This window comes from Pedobacter sp. UYP1, assembly GCF_040547305.1.
In the GTDB taxonomy this organism is placed as follows: domain Bacteria; phylum Bacteroidota; class Bacteroidia; order Sphingobacteriales; family Sphingobacteriaceae; genus Pedobacter.
Map to the genome: position 1 here is coordinate 1 of NZ_JBEPPL010000005.1, position 16,783 is coordinate 16,783.

General features: G+C 39.4%; 10 protein-coding genes. 1 reads left to right on the plus strand and 9 read right to left on the minus strand.

Translation table 11 applies throughout. The features are described from left to right. Window positions 1-445 precede the first annotated feature (445 nt). Complete coding sequence (locus ABIB30_RS12085; protein WP_068402973.1) at window positions 446-1,426, plus strand: acyl-ACP desaturase; 981 nt, start codon at window positions 446-448, stop codon at window positions 1,424-1,426. Between the two features lie 93 nt (window positions 1,427-1,519). On the opposite strand, the gene ABIB30_RS12090 is transcribed toward ABIB30_RS12085, so the two are convergent. The 9 genes from ABIB30_RS12090 to ABIB30_RS12130 all read right to left on the minus strand — a co-directional run bounded on the left by ABIB30_RS12090 (window position 1,520) and on the right by ABIB30_RS12130 (window position 16,655). Next, window positions 1,520-4,912: a methylmalonyl-CoA mutase family protein gene (locus tag ABIB30_RS12090; protein WP_354302347.1), complete on the minus strand. Its 3,393-nt coding sequence runs from the start codon at window positions 4,910-4,912 to the stop codon at window positions 1,520-1,522. A gap of 193 nt (window positions 4,913-5,105) precedes the next feature. Further along, complete coding sequence (gene pafA / locus ABIB30_RS12095) at window positions 5,106-6,764, minus strand: alkaline phosphatase PafA (protein ID WP_354302350.1); 1,659 nt, start codon at window positions 6,762-6,764, stop codon at window positions 5,106-5,108. Between the two features lie 47 nt (window positions 6,765-6,811). After that, complete coding sequence (locus ABIB30_RS12100) at window positions 6,812-8,098, minus strand: bifunctional folylpolyglutamate synthase/dihydrofolate synthase (RefSeq protein ID WP_354302352.1); 1,287 nt, start codon at window positions 8,096-8,098, stop codon at window positions 6,812-6,814. 45 nt (window positions 8,099-8,143) lie between these two features. Further along, window positions 8,144-8,965 carry an energy transducer TonB gene (locus ABIB30_RS12105; protein WP_354302354.1) on the minus strand — a complete coding sequence of 274 codons (822 nt, stop codon included), beginning with the start codon at window positions 8,963-8,965 and terminating at the stop codon, window positions 8,144-8,146. Further along, the gene (locus ABIB30_RS12110; protein WP_068402964.1) at window positions 8,965-9,366 is read right to left on the minus strand and encodes an ExbD/TolR family protein; all 402 of its coding nucleotides are present in this window, start codon (window positions 9,364-9,366) and stop codon (window positions 8,965-8,967) included. The genes ABIB30_RS12105 and ABIB30_RS12110 overlap by 1 nt, the downstream gene beginning before the upstream one ends. Then, window positions 9,366-10,076: a MotA/TolQ/ExbB proton channel family protein gene (locus tag ABIB30_RS12115; RefSeq protein WP_183867254.1), complete on the minus strand. Its 711-nt coding sequence runs from the start codon at window positions 10,074-10,076 to the stop codon at window positions 9,366-9,368. The genes ABIB30_RS12110 and ABIB30_RS12115 overlap by 1 nt, the downstream gene beginning before the upstream one ends. A 2-nt stretch (window positions 10,077-10,078) precedes the next feature. Further along, entirely contained in the window at window positions 10,079-11,785 is a 1,707-nt protein-coding gene (locus ABIB30_RS12120; protein ID WP_354302357.1) for an HU domain-containing protein, read from the minus strand. A gap of 74 nt (window positions 11,786-11,859) precedes the next feature. Then, window positions 11,860-13,623 (minus strand): porin family protein, encoded by a 1,764-nt coding sequence (locus ABIB30_RS12125; RefSeq protein WP_354302359.1) that lies wholly within the window; start codon window positions 13,621-13,623, stop codon window positions 11,860-11,862. 11 nt (window positions 13,624-13,634) lie between these two features. Then, window positions 13,635-16,655, minus strand: a complete 3,021-nt coding sequence (locus tag ABIB30_RS12130; protein ID WP_354302360.1) for a tetratricopeptide repeat protein — start codon at window positions 16,653-16,655, stop codon at window positions 13,635-13,637. Window positions 16,656-16,783: the final 128 nt, after the last annotated feature.

The window sequence follows — 16,783 nt, forward strand, 5'->3', positions numbered from 1 at the left end:
GAGCCGATGGTACTGCGGTAACACGTGGGAGAGTAGGTCGGTGCCAAATCTTAAAGAAAGCCTGTAGGAAACTACAGGCTTTTCTTGTTTAAAGACTTTTTTATAAATCCTGTTTATGGTTTACAATCTTTTTGTAAACAAGCGTAGCAGCTTTTGATGAATAGGGCCGATGCTTTTATCGACAAGGTTTATTCTTTTTATAGCAACTGTGTACTGCTAACTCCCTGGACAGATCACTGCTAACTTCCCGAACAGATACTTATTCCGATAAAATCTGCAACAATTAGACCCTTTCATACGTTGTATAAACAGATCTGTTAAATTCTTTAATAATTTGTCTTTATACAATAACATTTTTTAACCATAATCTGCTATTAAATGGTGTCAGAAAGGCATTATGAAATAATTTTGGTTATCTTTGGTGTTAAACTAAAACACACATATAATGAGTTTTTTTGCTGAAAAAAGACGGGAAGTAATGCTTCACATTGAGCAGTATATGCTTGATATGATGGATACTTACCTGAAACCGATTGATACAAATTGGCAGCCAACTGATTTTTTGCCTGTTTCTACCAGTGATACTTTTATTCAAGATATAAAATCCCTTCGCGAAACTGCAAATGACCTTTCATACGATCTTGTTGCCGTATTAATTGGCGATACTATTACAGAAGAAGCGTTACCAACATACGAATCATGGTTATCCATGGTTGATGGTATTTCAAGAAATGAACAGGGTGGTTGGATGAAATGGGTGCGTCACTGGACTGCTGAAGAGAACAGACACGGTGATTTGTTAAATAGATATCTTTATTTATCAGGTCGTGTTGATATGCGCCAAATGGAAATCTCTACGCAATATCTTATTGCTGATGGTTTTGACATTGGTACTGGTCACGATCCTTATCGTAACTTCATTTATACAAGTTTCCAGGAGCTTGCAACGAATGTGTCTCACCGTAGGGTAGCTTCTTTAGCTAAAAAAGATGGAGATACATTACTTTCTAAAATCTGTGGTGTAATTGCCTCGGATGAAGCAAGACATGCTAAAGCCTATAAGGACTTTATGTCTAAAATCTTCGAAGTTGATCCTAGTGAAGCTATGATTGCATTTGAAGATATGATGCGTATGAAGATTGTTATGCCTGCTCACTTCCTGAGAGAAATGGGAATGAAAATGGGTCAGACTTTCGGTCACTTTACGGATGCTGCACAACGCTTGGGTGTTTATACCGCAGTTGACTATGTGGAGATCATGCAGCAGCTTATCGTAGAATGGAAAATTGAAAGTATGCAAGACCTGAATGAAGCAGGTGAAAAAGCCCGTGATTATATCATGGCTCTGCCAAGCCGCTTATTACGTGTTGCTGAAAGAATGAAAACGCCAACAATGGAATACAAATTCAGCTGGATACACGCTTAGTGCCATAGAAATAATTCCGATACTAACCATAGAAGAATATCTTATAAATAATAGCCCGGATGATAAATCCGGGCTATTATTGTTATATGGAGTTTACATATTCCTTCTGTACTGACCACCTACCTCATATAAAGCATTGGAGATCTGCCCAAGAGAACAAATTTTACAAGCTTCCATTAAAGCTTCAAAAGTATTTCCTCCTGCAATAGCTATTTTCTGTAATTCCTTCAAGACTGCTCCTGTGTGGTCTGCATTTCTTTTCTGGAATTCATCCAAAGCAGCAATCTGAAATTGTTTTTCTTCTTCTGTTGCACGGATAATTTCGCCGGGAACAACTGTTGGTGATCCGTTTTTATTTAAGAATGTATTTACACCCACAATCGGATATTCTCCATTATGTTTTAAGGTTTCATAATACAAGCTTTCTTCCTGGATTTTACCACGTTGATACATAGTTTCCATTGCACCTAAAACACCGCCACGGTCATTGATCCTTTTAAATTCAGCCAGTACAGCTTCTTCTACCAGGTCTGTTAAATCTTCGATGATAAAGGCACCTTGTAAGGGATTCTCATTTTTAGCTAATCCCAGTTCTCTGTTAATGATCAGCTGAATTGCCATAGCTCTTCTCACGGAATCTTCTGTAGGTGTGGTAATAGCCTCATCATAAGCATTGGTATGCAGTGAATTACAGTTATCATAGATTGCATATAATGCCTGCAGGGTAGTTCTTATATCGTTAAAATCAATTTCCTGTGCGTGCAATGATCTGCCTGAAGTCTGAATATGATATTTAAGCTTCTGTGAACGGTCATTTCCTTTATACTTGTTCTTGATCGCTTTTGCCCAGATACGTCTGGCTACGCGGCCTATTACAGCATATTCGGGGTCTATGCCATTAGAGAAGAAGAAAGATAAGTTGGGCGCGAAATCATCAATATGCATGCCTCTGCTCAAGTAGTATTCTACAAAAGTAAATCCGTTACTTAAGGTAAAAGCCAATTGTGAGATTGGATTCGCACCGGCTTCGGCAATGTGATACCCTGAAATAGATACAGAATAGAAATTGCGTACTTTCTCATCAATGAAGTACTTCTGAATGTCACCCATCATTCTTAAGGCAAACTCTGTAGAGAAGATACAGGTATTTTGCGCCTGGTCTTCTTTAAGAATATCAGCCTGGACAGTACCACGAACAGTACTGATCGCATAGGCACGGATTTTAGCATAGACATCTGCTGGCAAAACCTGATCGCCGGTTACACCCAGCAGAAATAGTCCAAGTCCGTTATTACCTTCTGGCAAAACGCCGCTGTAAACAGGTCTTTTAATTTTCTTTTCTTTATAGATTTGAGTAATCTTTTCTTTAACCTCGTCCTGCAGCTCATGTTCCATAATGTATTTCTCACATTGCTGATCGATAGCCACATTCATAAAGAAGCCTAACAGCATCGGAGCAGGGCCGTTAATCGTCATGGAAACAGAAGTAGAAGAAGCACACAGATCAAAACCTGAATACAATTTCTTTGCATCATCCAGTGTCGCAATACTGACTCCTGAATTCCCTATTTTACCATAAATATCCGGTCTGATGTGCGGATCCTCACCATATAAGGTTACCGAATCAAACGCAGTGGATAAGCGGTGTGCAGGTTGTCCAAGGGATACATAATGGAAACGCTTGTTGGTTCTTTCTGGTCCGCCTTCTCCGGCAAACATCCGGGTTGGATCTTCTCCGTCACGTTTCAGCGGAAATACGCCTGCTGCATAAGGAAATTCACCTGGTACATTTTCTGTTAATAACCAGCGCAGAATATCTCCCCAGTCTTTATATCTTGGCAGGGAAACCTTAGGGATTTTGAGCTGTGATAAAGATTCATAAAATAGAGGTTGTTTAATTTCCTTATCCCTTACTTTATAGACAAAGTACTCTTCTTTATATTTTTGAACGGTTTCTGGCCATTCTCTTAATAACCTGCGGCATTGTCCATCTAATTGTTCCTCTAAGTGATTGTAGATGTCCTTCAGAGACGTTTTTAACGGTTCTGTATCTTTCCCTTTCTTTGCAGACTTTTCGTCTTCACAAAGTTCCAGTACACCACTTAGCTGATAAAGTTTTCTGGCGATACCGCTTTGAAGGTCAACCCATTCATTATAAGCCTGGCTTGATTCTGCAATTTCTGCCAGGTATCTTGAACGGTCTGGTGGAATGATATATATTTTCTCTGATTGACCTGCTGTCATCAGCATTTTTGCTTTGAAATCTGTTCCTGTGCGCTCTTTAATTTTCGCCATCAGTGCAGTAAACAGGTTATTCATTCCGGGATCATTGAACTGAGAAGCCATTGTACCGAATACCGGGATGGTATCATCTTTTGCTTCAAACAGGTTATGGTTCCTTTTGTATTGTTTGCGGACATCGCGCAAAGCATCTAAAGCTCCGCGTTTATCAAACTTGTTAATCGCTACTAAATCGGCAAAATCAAGCATGTCGATTTTCTCCAATTGTGTTGCTGCACCAAATTCTGGTGTCATCACATATAGGGAAACATCGCAATGCTCTGTAATTTCTGTATCGGACTGACCAATACCTGAAGTCTCGACAATGATCATGTCGTAGCCTGCAGCTTTACAGATATCAATGCTTTCCTGTACATTGACAGACAATGCTAAATTTGCTTGTCTTGTTGCCAATGAACGCATATAAATTCTTGGATTATTAATCGCATTCATCCTGATCCTGTCACCCAGTAATGCTCCGCCTGTTTTTCTTTTAGAAGGGTCAACAGAGATAATTGCCAGTGTTTTGTCTTTAACTTCCATCAGGAAACGCCTCACCAGTTCATCCACCAGTGAAGACTTTCCAGAACCACCGGTACCAGTAATCCCTAATACAGGAGCCTGGCTTTTGCTGGTCAGCACTTTCAATTCATTGACGAATGCTTGTGCACCTGCAGGATCATTTTCGGCAACTGTAATCGCAGAAGCAATACTTCTTACCTCTTTGCGGGGGATCATTTCCAATTCGTTGGTAATCGATTTAGTGGTGATGAAGTCAGTTTGCTCCAGCATGTTATTGATCATCCCCTGTAAACCCATTGTCCGGCCATCATCAGGAGAGTAAATCCGGGTGATCCCGTAAGCTTGCAGTTCTGCAATTTCAACAGGTAGAATTACGCCACCTCCACCTGCAAATATTTTAATTTTTGTAGCTCCTTTTTCCTGAAGCAAATCATACATGTATTTGAAATATTCGAGGTGTCCGCCTTGGTAGGAGGTCATTGCAATACCTTGTACATCTTCCTGAATTGCACAATTGACAACTTCTTCTACAGATCTGTTATGGCCCAGGTGAATAACTTCTGCTCCTGAAGATTGCAGAATACGGCGCATGATATTTATGGTAGCATCGTGCCCATCGAAAAGGGCTGCTGCTGTTACAAAACGAATTTTATTTTTGGGTACGTAGCTCTTAATTGGTTCCATTAAAGAAATTATATTTGGTCAGTAAAGTTAATAAAAACTAAATAGCAAGTTTGATTATTGAAAGTCAAAATAATATATAACCGCTGTTTTTTATTGCTTTTAAAATATATAAGGCACAAAAAAAGACAAACCCTATCTGGACTTACACAAATTTTTCAAATTGTGAGTGCGGAGAGCGTTTGTCTTATTATTTTTATTGATGCGTCAGTTCTGTAATAGGTTCCCCTACACAGCCACTTGGCATTTGAATATGAAGCATTGCTGCTATTGTAGCGGCAATATCTGTCATGTGATGCGTTTGATTCGTTTTACCGGGCTTGACATTCCATCCCATGAAAACAAGAGGAATATGCGCATCGTATGGATTCCATGCACCATGCGTAGTTCCTGTTTTTCCACCGTCAAACCAGTTTGGCTGTAAAATGAAATAGATATCTCCGCTGCGACGTGCATTGTATCCGTTGGTAATCATTTGTTTTTGTACGGCGGTCAATGTGCTTTCTGAGATACGGGCTAAATCTACAGCGTCAGCAAATCCTTCAAGCGTTCTTAAATAATCAATAGATGCAGACTTCATTGCTGTAAAATCAGCTTGCTTGAAATCAGGATTGTCATGGTTAAAGATGATCTGGTTGTTCATCGCTAACAAGACAGGCTTTTTGATTTTAAATTTGCTTTCCAGGAATGTATTCAGACTAGCTACAATTGCTTTATCGTCTACCACGCCACCAGGAAGTTTATTCTCTTTCATAAAACCAGGAACGTGTGCTGCACCGTGATCTGCTGAGAGGAATAAAAGATAATTTCCCTTACCTACCGTTTTATCCAGGTAATTGAAAAAGTCTTCCAGGTCTTTGTCCAGGCGCAGGTAAGTATCTTCTGCTTCGATTGAGTTTGGTCCGTATTGGTGACCAATATAATCAGTCGAAGAGCAACTTACTGCTAAGAAATCTGTGATGTTGTCCTGACCAAGATTTTCTGCTTTGATCGCTACTTTTGCAAGATCAAGTGTAATTGTATTTCCGTAAGGAGTACTTCTGATCATGTCGTAGTTTTTCCCCGCATAAAGTTTTAAAGGGTGTGGGAAGGTTGGTGTTGCTTCTCCTCTGGTTTTACCTTCATAGTCTTTATTATCGGCTGTGCTTTGTGTATAGCTTTCAATAGGATAAAGCGTATTCCAGTTTTGCTCATAATATTTATTGGCCATTTTCAGCTTATTATAATCCTGCACCCATGCTGGAAGCTGAGACATATAATAAGTACTGGTAATCCAGTCGCCGGTTTGGCCATCGTACCAGTAAGCGCCATTTGGTGTGTGACCAGCTGGCAGGATTGATCCACGGTCTTTTAACGAAATACCGATTACTTTACCTTTGAAATTTGTAGCCAGCCGCAGTTCATCTGTGATCGTACTGCTCAGTAGATTTTTAGGAGACATCATACCTGCCCTGGTGGTTGAGCCTACAGAAACTACAGTAGTATCTTCTGTACAGTAAACGTTTCTTCTTAATTGCGGGTCATACCAGTCATTACCAACAATTCCGGTAATAGCAGGTACAGAACCTGTATAAATGCTGGAGTGTCCAACAGCGGTATAAGTAGGGGTGTAAGGGATGAATGTATTTTCGGCTGAAAATCCATCATTGATCAGGCGTTTGAAACCTCCGTTTGAGTATCTGTCATAGTAACGGTAAAGATAGTCCCAGCGCATTTGATCGACAACTAATCCGATGACGAGTTTCGGACGGTCAATGGTTGCAGGATAAGTTCCTGTACTTTTTGTTTTTTTCTGTGCCAGAGTCACTGTGCACAAACAACAAAGTGCGGTAAATAACAGGTAAGTTTTCTTCATCAGGTATTTATTACATTATTTTATAGGTTATGAAGCTTGAATAAGCTTTAAAGAACTTCTGCTACGACAAATGTACTTCCGCCAACAAAAATCAGGTCATCGGTTTCAGCAGTCGCTTTAGCTGCGTTCAAAGCTAACGTTACCGTTTCGAAAACAGGCCCTTGTAACATAAATTTTGCCGCTTCTTCTGCCAATTGATGTGCAGGCATTGCTCTTTCCAGGTCGGGCTGACAGAAGTAGTATTTTGCATTTACCGGCAGCATTTCCAGCACACTGGTCACATCTTTATCGCCCAGCATACCAATTACGATATGTAAATTGTGATATTCGGTGGCATTGATGTTTTCCAGTACTTCCTGGATACCTGCAATATTATGCCCGGTATCACAAATAACCAGAGGGTTCTCCTGGAGGGTTTGCCATCTGCCTTGTAAACCAGTAATTTGAGCGGTATGGGCCAGACCGCTGTATATGGCTTCATCAGAGATATCAAAGCCATTCTGGTTTAACGTTAATACGGATTGTATGACTGTTAATACGTTTTTTAGCTGATAGAATCCACTCAGATCAAGTATCAAGTCTTTAAACAAACAGGTATCTTTTTTATAGACTGATGTTTTAAGTAATTTGCCTTCGCGTACGGTATCCCGAACATGCAGCTCGGTATTGGCAAAAACCAGCTCACTTGCTGTTTCTTTAGCTTCTTCTATAAATACCTGTGCAATTTCTTCTTGTTTTTCTCCGATTACAGCGGGTACGCCCGGTTTGATAATCCCTGCTTTCTGACCAGCGATTTCAAACAGGGTATTGCCTAATAAGTTGGTGTGGTCAAAGCTGATATTCGTAATTACGGACAATGCTGGATGAATGATATTTGTGGAATCTTTTCTACCACCAAGGCCAACTTCAACAATAGCTACATCTACTTTTTCTGCTTCGAAGTAAGCGAAAGCCATCGCAACGGTTACCTCGAAAAAAGAAGGACTGATAGATTCGATCAGGTCTTTTTCCTGCGCGGTAAAGTCAGTGACGAAACGTTCGGTCATCATCTCGCCATTTACTCTGATCCTTTCTCTGAAATCTTTTAAATGGGGAGAGGTGTATAAGCCGGTTTTATACCCGGCTTTCTGTAAAATAGCCGCAAGCATATGGGAGGTAGAACCTTTCCCATTTGTACCGCCTACGTGTATGGTTTTAAATTTATCCTGAGGGTTTCCCAGGTTTTCACACATCACGATAGTGTTGTGTAAATCCTTTTTCATTGCTGCTGCACCGATACGGGTAAACATTGGAAGTCTGCTGTACAGGTAGTCCAGGGTCTCTAAATAAGTCATTGAAATGATTTGCTAAGGGTACAAAAGTATCAAAGAAACCGGATTTTATTTCACTTTAAAATTAAAAACTACCACACCTACCTGCAGGTCGGGCGCTGATTCAGATTGGTTGAGACGTGCACCCATTACAGCTGCTTTACATTTGGCCCAAAGGTCTAAATCCTGTAAGGTTGTACCCCTCACGCCAGGAGTGGCATCAACTACGATCCCTTGTTTATTAATACTGATCCTGACTGCTATTTTACCTGTTTTCTGACCGTTGTCCTGGGGAGTAACCAGGTTAGTAAAGCGTCTTAAAGCAATTGGTGTACCTCCAAAACCAGAACCGCCTTCACCATAGTTATTCGCAAGCGGATCTCCGTTAACTGACCCCTGATTACCAGGTGTAGTACCGGTTCCGTCTCCTTGTCCATTTCCTTTATTGGCTTTGCCTTTATAAAGTGCATTCTGATTTACTGCGGGTTTAGCAGGTTTATCAACAACCTTAGTCGCGACAGTAGGGGTAGAAGGTTTCGTGTTTTTCTTGGTACTGATACTTACTGCTTCTTCGTTGTCTTGTGTAGTGATTTCCTTATCTGTACTTTCTACTGATTTAACAGGCGTAACCACTTTTTCCGGAACTACTTTGTCAGGAAGTTGTTTGTTTGCATCCGGGTCAGCAGAAGGTTCTTCGATACTGGTATAATCCGTACCCATTCCTTCTACAGAAGTACCATAATTAACCACCATTCCTCCCATACCTGCTTCTTCAACAGGTTTGAAAGTCCCGATAGCAATAAAAAAGCTTAATATCAATAAACCAGCCATGATCGCGGTGGATATTGCTACGGCTTTAGGATAATTATTTTCTTCTTTATGGTAAGTCATTATTTTTTTGGTTCTACAGCTAATACAACTTTCAGTTTCAACTGATTGGCTACATCAAACACTGCCATAGTATTCTCGATGGAAACTCCTCTGGCAACATATAATACTATTGTCAGGTCCGGAGATGCCTTTTGATAAGTTTCAATACTTGCTTTCATCTGATCAAGTGTGACCGGTTGTTTCTCTACAAAATAAGTCAGATTATCATTGATAGAGACCGTTACTGTTTTCTGAGCAGCAGATTGTTGTCCGGATTCAGAACGTGGAAGAAGTAGTTTAACGACCTGCGGGTTCACTGCAGCCGAAGCTAGCAGGAAGAACAGCATCAGGAAAAACATGATGTCATTCAGCGCAGAAGTGTGTACCTCAACAGTTCCTTTATTTCTTTTGCGTAGATTCATTATTTACCTGGTTCCTCTAATAGATCAATAAATTCTAATGCGTCGGTTTCCATTCTCAGGATGATTCTTTCTACCATCGCATTCAGGATATGGTATAATACATAAGCGATGATACCTACAATCAGTCCTGTTGCTGAAGTAATCATTTTAGTATATAAACCACCAGATATAGTTCCGATCTCAATGGCACCTTTTACGGATACATCATGAAAGATTGTAATTACCCCGATAATAGTTCCTACGAAACCTAACATGGGTGCGATACCTGCAATAATACCTAAGATACTGATGTTCTTCTCTAATTTAGAGACTTCCAGTTTACCTACATTTTCAATTGCAGCTTCAATATCCTTGATCGGACGGCCAATACGTCTAAGCCCTTTTTCCAGCATACGTCCCAAAGGAGAGTTCGTATTTCTGCATAAAGCAATTGCATTTTCCAATCTGCCTTCGTGGATATATTGTTTGATCTGAAGCATCAGATTAGATTCTGTTTTAGAAGATTTTCTGATAGTCAGATAACGTTCAACGAAGATTACCAAACCAGAAAAAGCAAGGAATGCAAGTGGAAGCATAACCCAACCACCCTTCATCAATAAATCAAAGAAGTGAAGTTCCTGAGGTGCAGCAGCTACAGCCTGATTTGCGGCGTTGGCGGTATCTGTTAAATGGTGTACTGTATCTGTAGCAACCTGTAGCAAAGTGATCATATTTATTGTTTGTTTTTATAAATGTATATTCCGGGTATCTTTAGTTTTTTTGAAAGTTTCTCCAATTCAAGTTTGGCTGATTCCTCATCTTTTAACGTTGCAATACTCATCTTTAGTCTTTTTCCCGACATATTGGTGACAACTTTCGCAGTAATACCGCTTCTTTTCATCAGCTCAATGAACCTGTCTGCTTCTTTCTGATCGTGCATGGAAGCACCTATGATCTCATAAACGACAGCGGTATCACGTGCTGAAGCTATTGCTTTTTTTGCAACTGAGTCTTTCTTAGCAGTGGCAGGAGCCGAAGGAGTTACATTAGTTGTGGTTTTAATGGTATCAGCAAGAGCTGTAATGGAGTCAGACTTGTATCTTTCCTGTATAGGTCTCTTTACTGGTACTTCCGTTTTTGGAGTCGCAAAAGGACTGTTCGCTAATATTCCGCTAAACCATTCTGGTTTGACGATATAAGCAACAATCATCATGATTACTAAAATCAGTATACCAAGTATGATTTTTAAATATAACGGGGTAGTTTTAGGCTGCTCTTCCTCTTCTTCAGGATTATAAATTTCCTCGTTTTTATTGTAAAACGGAGCCGGCTCTGTCGTTTTAGTATTGTCTTTAATATTCCAGATCACTTCTTCCTGCTCAGTAATCGTAGCTTTTGCTACCGGAGATTTAGAACGATAGAAATTCAGAGCCTCGATTTCTGCACGAAGTTGCTTTTCATCTTTGCGCGGTTGATCCGGACGCTCAGGAATAAAGTTTTCCTGGTGAGGAACAACAGTTTCTATAATTGGTTCCTGAACAGGGGTAACCACAGGAGCTGTCGTAGTTTCCGAAGGAGTAACAGGCTCTTCTGTATGGGTTGCAGGAACTTCTGCAGGAGTTATAAGCTGGTCTTCCTGAACAGGGGTAATTTCTTGAACAGGAGTAACTTCTTTTTCTTCTGGAACCACTGGTTCTTCCACATGGGGAACAACGGTTTCAATAGGGATGATTACCGGTACCTCTTCGGCAGGTGCCTTGTCTTCCTCTTCAGCAAGAGTTACTTCTTCTTCGGGAGTTTCTATCTGATCTGGAACAACCGGAGTTTCAAAAGGTAAAGCTTCTTCGGAAGTGGCCGGAGTTTCTTCTTCGGAAGTAGCCGGAGTTTCTTCTTCGGAAGTACCTGGAATTTCTTCAGCAGGTACCTCATCTTCCTCTTCAACAGGGACAACTGCAGGAACTATTTCTTCTTCTGAATTGGATTGGTTTTCTTCGACCGATGGTGTCTCTGGCATGATCTCTTCAGCTGAAGGTTCCTGCTCAGCTTTTACAACCGGTAAACCATAAAAATCGAAACCGTAATTAAGTTTCTCAGCGGGTTCAAAGCGGAATTCATCATCAGCTTTATATAACTTCCCAAGCTCACCAAAATCGGCATGCTGCTGATTATTTAGTTGCTGCAGGATACCAGTGCTGAATTCATCAATAAAGTAGTTGGCAGTATCAATTGATACATTCCTCTTTTTACTGATAAATTCGGCTAATATAATCTCTTCTTTAACTTCAGGTGTAAAGTCAATAGTATAACTGGGAGGTACAAATGAATGCGTTTCTGCATCATACCTTCCCGGTAATTTCTTTTTGTAGACAGTTCCCAATCCGGAAACTCCTACGGCTTTACGGGTTTGAATAAGTTCTGAGAGGTAAGATAAGATATCCATTCTGGTAAAAATAAATTTAAATTCCGTATCAACCAATTATAATTGTAATTGCCTGGATAAATCCAGGCAAGCTCTTAGAACGAATAGCTGATTCCGCCAAATACATTTACACCAATTGCCTGGTAATATAAGTATCTGCTGTATTCTTTATTTAACAGGTTATTCGCTTTAACGAATGCTGAGAATTTGTTGTTGATCTTATAGTTAGCGCCAAGTCCTAAGTCTACAAAACCTTTCACATTTACTGATTGTTCTATAGCAGGGTTAGGGATGATGTAAGGAGCAGCTGGGGCAGCAGTATAGATTTTTGCATTAGATGCATCCTGGATAGCTACAGCAGCAGTAAAACCTAATTTGTCTGTTACATTGTACAACAGGTCTGAACTTATACGCAATTGAGGTTTAAACCAACTGTATTGTTCTGAAGCTGGTTTGTAATCTTCTACATTGATTTTACCAGTCCATTTTAACTGATCACTCACTTGTACAGAAACTTCACCTTCTAAACCTAATAACTTCATTGTTCCGAAATCGTAGATCACATCAAATTTGTTGAAGTCAGTAAAGTTGTTCACGAAAAGTGGCATGTCAGTAATTTCCTTACGGTATACTCTTGCTTTGTAACCAAAACCAGGGCCGCCGGTACCTTTAATACCTGCACTGAAACTTAGTTTTTCAATAGAGTTTCTAATTGCAATATTGCTATTCAGGAATGGATTTTCATCCGAGAATTCTTTCATAGAATTTCTGTTCACGTCTCCTTTAATCTCTCCAAAGATCTGAAGGTAGTCAGGAATAATCGTGAAGTCTGCAGTTACGGCAGGGAAGATTCTTGATTTGGACACCGTACCAAATTCCTGAACAAAGTTAATTCCTGCAGTGATTTTAATTCCACTAGCCTGTAAACGGATATATGGATTTAAACGTAATAAATTATTGGTTACACTTGTTGATACATCTTTCGTATTTCCAAACTCTCCTGAAGCAGCTAAACCAAAGTTGAAGCTGCTGATTCTTTTATTTAAATAACCGTTAATTACAACTGAGTTTTCGCTGGCAGATAACTGGTCGCCCCAGATATAGCCGTTAATTTTCGCTGCATAACTTAAAGCATCTTCATCTTCACTGTGTTTGTTGACAACCTCAGCTTCTGCTTCAATAAAGTTGAAAGACTGTTTGCCAGGATTAGGATTTCTTAGTGGATTAGTTTCATCATAACCATAGAAATAAAGACCTTTTCTCTCGTAATTGATACGACCGCTGAATATGGCCTGTTCACCGATGCTGCGACCAAAAACACTTAATTGCTGCTGGTTGAACTTCTGTCCATTTAATTTTCCGGACTGACTAAAGTGTCTGAAAAAGCCACCTGCCTGGTAATCTTCAGAACGGCCCATATTAATATAAGCTTCACCTAAAACTGTGCTGGCAGAACCAAAAGCCCCTTTTACATAGTTATTGATAATTTCTGTTTGTTTTTCTGCCGCTACTTCTTGAGCATATAATTTATCAATGTCTGAATTAAGCTCCAGTTTTCTATCGGTTAAGCTGTAATTGAAACGTGCTTTATAAGTTTTAACATCGTTCAAATCCGGGCTTCTTCTTAATTTAACTGCTTCGGCCAAAATTGGCTTATAAGGTCTTACTACTTCGATCTCTTCAGTTACTTGTTTATCATCATCGTTTTTATCAGCTACCTTTTTATCCGCAACTTTCTTTTCTGCTGCCTTCTTCTCTGTAGCCTTCTTTTCAGTTGTTTTTTTATCCTGTGCCTTAATGGTCAGTGTACCTGCGGTCAGTAAAAAAACAGTAGTATATAATAATTTGTTGAATCTCATGGTGCTTTGTCTTATTTAATTTTTTCTAATTTCTCTTTGGCAGTAGCGACAATTTCATCTTTACCGTCATAGTTATCAATAATACTTAAGAGCGTACTTTTCGCCTGCAGTTTGTCTTTTAATGCGACATAGTTGTCTGCCAGCAGGATAAACGCTTTTGCCACCCAGTAATCGTAAGAAGGCATGTTATTGACTAAATCAAAACAAGTTTTCTGAGATGCTTTATAGTCATGTTTATTATATTGAATTTCTGCCAATGTGTATTTTGCTTCAGCAGCAGCCAGTGTTTTTGTTTTAGCAACTACGTTACTGAATGATTTCACAGCCATTGTGGTATCCGCTTTTAACAGGTAAGCTTTACCAGCATACAGATCTGCACTGTTCACCTCTTCTTCAGAAGCTTTGTCAGATTCTTTAGTCAGTAATACATATTTCAGCATATCATCTGGCATATTCAACGCTGTATAAGCCTGAAGCAGGTTGTTAATTGCAAATGAATAATGTGACTTGTAATCTGCAGACGTTTCCAGTCTTTTCAGATATACGATAGCTTCATTGTATTTTTTCTGTGCTAAGAATAATTTAGAAATACTAACCAGTGAACGTTCGGTGTAATCACTTGTCCAGTCATTCAGGATGAATTCGTAATCAGCAATGGCATCATCAGGACGGTTCAGTTTAACCAGTGATTCTGCTCTGATAAACTTCGCTTCTTTAGCATGTATAGCTTTTGGATACTTATCAAAGTAAGCATTTACGCTTTCTACTGTTCCTTGTGCATCACCTTTCAGGTAAGTGTTTTTGGCTGCCGAGAAAACGATATTGTCCTGTTCTGCTACCGTATAATTACCGATAGGTGTAGTGTTCGCATAAGCGATAAAGCCATTGGCATCACCGCGGTCAACATAGATATTTTTGATAGATTCCAAAGCTTGTTTGGCTTCTTCAGTACTTGCGTAATCGTTGATTACTTTCTTGAATGATGCCAATGCTTCTTCATCTTTATCCTGGTTATATTGTACTAGCCCAATGGTAACCAGTGCTCTTGGCACATAACTACTGTTTGGATATTTGCTGATTAACGCAGTCAGGTCAGATTTTGATTTGTCCAGGTCACCTTTATTGAAATAAGTATAGGCAATTTCAAAACCTGCATCATCTGCATAATTTGAAGATGGGAATTGTTGTAACAAGCTGCCCATTGTAGCAATTTTGGTATCATCCTGCCCTTGTAATCCCTGGATCATTCCTCTCTGGAACAATGCATAATCTTCACCTGTTGATTTGTTGGTGATGATCCTGTTATAGTAGGTTAAGGCATTTGCATAGCTTTTGCTCACGAAGTAAGAATCTGCTAAACGCATAGTTGCATCAACTACTGTGTTTTTGTCTTTATCATTTCCATTCAGGAAGCGTTCAAAGTAAGTTGCTGCTTTTGCATATTTCTCATCTTCGAAGGCTGCGTATGCCAATGCGTAATTCGCAAAGTTGTACACTTTGGTTTTATCTGCATCAGGCATGGCCAGGAATTTTTCAAATGTTCTCACTGCTTCTCCGTACTTGCGTAACTCATACATGGCTTCTGCCATCCAGTAAGTACTCAATGCATGAATCTCGGCGTCATTAGGAATTGCATTTGAACGCTGGAACATCGAAAGTCCGTTAGGGAAAGCACGCTCATTATAGAATTCCAGACCTCTGAAGTATAACACTTTCTGGTAAGCTTCCAGTGCTTCTGGTGATTTATTCTGAATAGGTTCTAAAATATCAATTGCAGCCTGGTAGTTTTTACTGGTTAAAAGAATCTCGCCCAATAAAGTTTTGGCTTCGTTGATTTTACGCGAAGAAGGGAATTGCTTTAAGAAGCTCTGTGTAGATTCTAAAGCCTGCTGATTGAAATCAAGTTCGTAACTTAATCTTGCGTAGTTAATCCAGGCATCTTCCTGTGTTACTTTGTCAAATTCAAGACGGGATGCTCTGAAGAAAGCACTTCTTGCTTTTGATTTGTCACCCAGTTTAATGAAAGCACGGCCTAAGGTATGCATTCCACTTTGCAAATACACATCATCAGTAGTTAACTGCTCCAATATACCTACAGATTCTCTGTACATCCCTAATTCGAATAGTGAGTAACCGTACTGGTAAATGAAGAGGTTATTTTTGGTTTTAGTATTACCGCTTTTGGTATAGAAGTCACTAAAATACAGTGCTGCATTTTTGTAGTCTGATTTAGCAAAGTAAGAAGCAGCTATTAAACTCAGCATTTCTGCTTCAAATTGTTGTTTCGTATTTTTTAATACCGGAACAGCATAACTAATCACATCATCATAGCGTTCATCCAGGTAATACATGGAAGTGATATAATAAGGATAACTTGCTTCATAAGTTTTAGAACCTTTCAGTTTTTCAAAATTACTCAGGGCTGTTTTATATTCTTTATTCAGGTAATTGATATAAGCGAAGTAATAAGTTGCACTTTCCTGGAAAGGACCGTCAACTTTTTTAACCGCTTCAAATAAAGGTTCTGCTTTTTCTATATTTTTCAGTTCGAAATAAGAATAAGCTTGTTTGAACTGGTATTCTGTTCTTTGTTTCTGAGAAAGGGTAGAAGGGTCAGTTTTTTCAAACCAGTCCAGTGCTTTCTGGTAGTTTTTTTGTGCGAAGTAAGATTTACCTACGTGGAAGTAAGCTAATTTAGTATTCGGATTTAACGGATAGTCTTTAATGAAGGTTTGAAATAGGCTTTCTGCATCGCGGTTACCTAATTCCAATGCGCAGACAGCGGCATAAAACTTTGCGTTTTCTTTGAGTAAAGAAAGTTCAGCATTACTTTCCTGAGCTGTTCCGGGTTTTTGTCTTAGCTGTTCAACCAATCTGAATTGTTGAGCTGCAGCGACATACTTTTCGTTTTGAAGTAATTCAAGGCCCGTCTGATAGTTTTTATTGAGGTTTACTAACGCACTTACCTGCGCATAACCTGCGGTAAGGTTACCAGCTAATAAAAGCGGAATAAAAAAGTATTTTTTCTTCATTGGTGTTTAATTTCTTTAAGCGGTTATGAAACTAACATGGGTTAACACGATTTAAAACGTGATAAACTCATGATGGTTGCAATGATTTCAAATATGGTTGCTGCTAATATAATTATTGTAAAGTGTCT

What these genes read in the sequence shown, in the direction of transcription:
- ABIB30_RS12120 (WP_354302357.1), bottom strand. Translation starts at nt 11,785, where the DNA reads ATGGATATCTTATCTTACCTCTCAGAACTTATTCAAACCCGTAAAGCC.
- ABIB30_RS12130 (WP_354302360.1), bottom strand. Translation starts at nt 16,655, where the DNA reads ATGAAGAAAAAATACTTTTTTATTCCGCTTTTATTAGCTGGTAACCTT.
- ABIB30_RS12105 (WP_354302354.1), bottom strand. Translation starts at nt 8,965, where the DNA reads ATGACTTACCATAAAGAAGAAAATAATTATCCTAAAGCCGTAGCAATA.
- ABIB30_RS12100 (WP_354302352.1), bottom strand. Translation starts at nt 8,098, where the DNA reads ATGACTTATTTAGAGACCCTGGACTACCTGTACAGCAGACTTCCAATG.
- ABIB30_RS12125 (WP_354302359.1), bottom strand. Translation starts at nt 13,623, where the DNA reads ATGAGATTCAACAAATTATTATATACTACTGTTTTTTTACTGACCGCA.
- ABIB30_RS12090 (WP_354302347.1), bottom strand. Translation starts at nt 4,912, where the DNA reads ATGGAACCAATTAAGAGCTACGTACCCAAAAATAAAATTCGTTTTGTA.
- ABIB30_RS12115 (WP_183867254.1), bottom strand. Translation starts at nt 10,076, where the DNA reads ATGATCACTTTGCTACAGGTTGCTACAGATACAGTACACCATTTAACA.
- ABIB30_RS12110 (WP_068402964.1), bottom strand. Translation starts at nt 9,366, where the DNA reads ATGAATCTACGCAAAAGAAATAAAGGAACTGTTGAGGTACACACTTCT.
- ABIB30_RS12085 (WP_068402973.1), top strand. Translation starts at nt 446, where the DNA reads ATGAGTTTTTTTGCTGAAAAAAGACGGGAAGTAATGCTTCACATTGAG.
- pafA (WP_354302350.1), bottom strand. Translation starts at nt 6,764, where the DNA reads ATGAAGAAAACTTACCTGTTATTTACCGCACTTTGTTGTTTGTGCACA.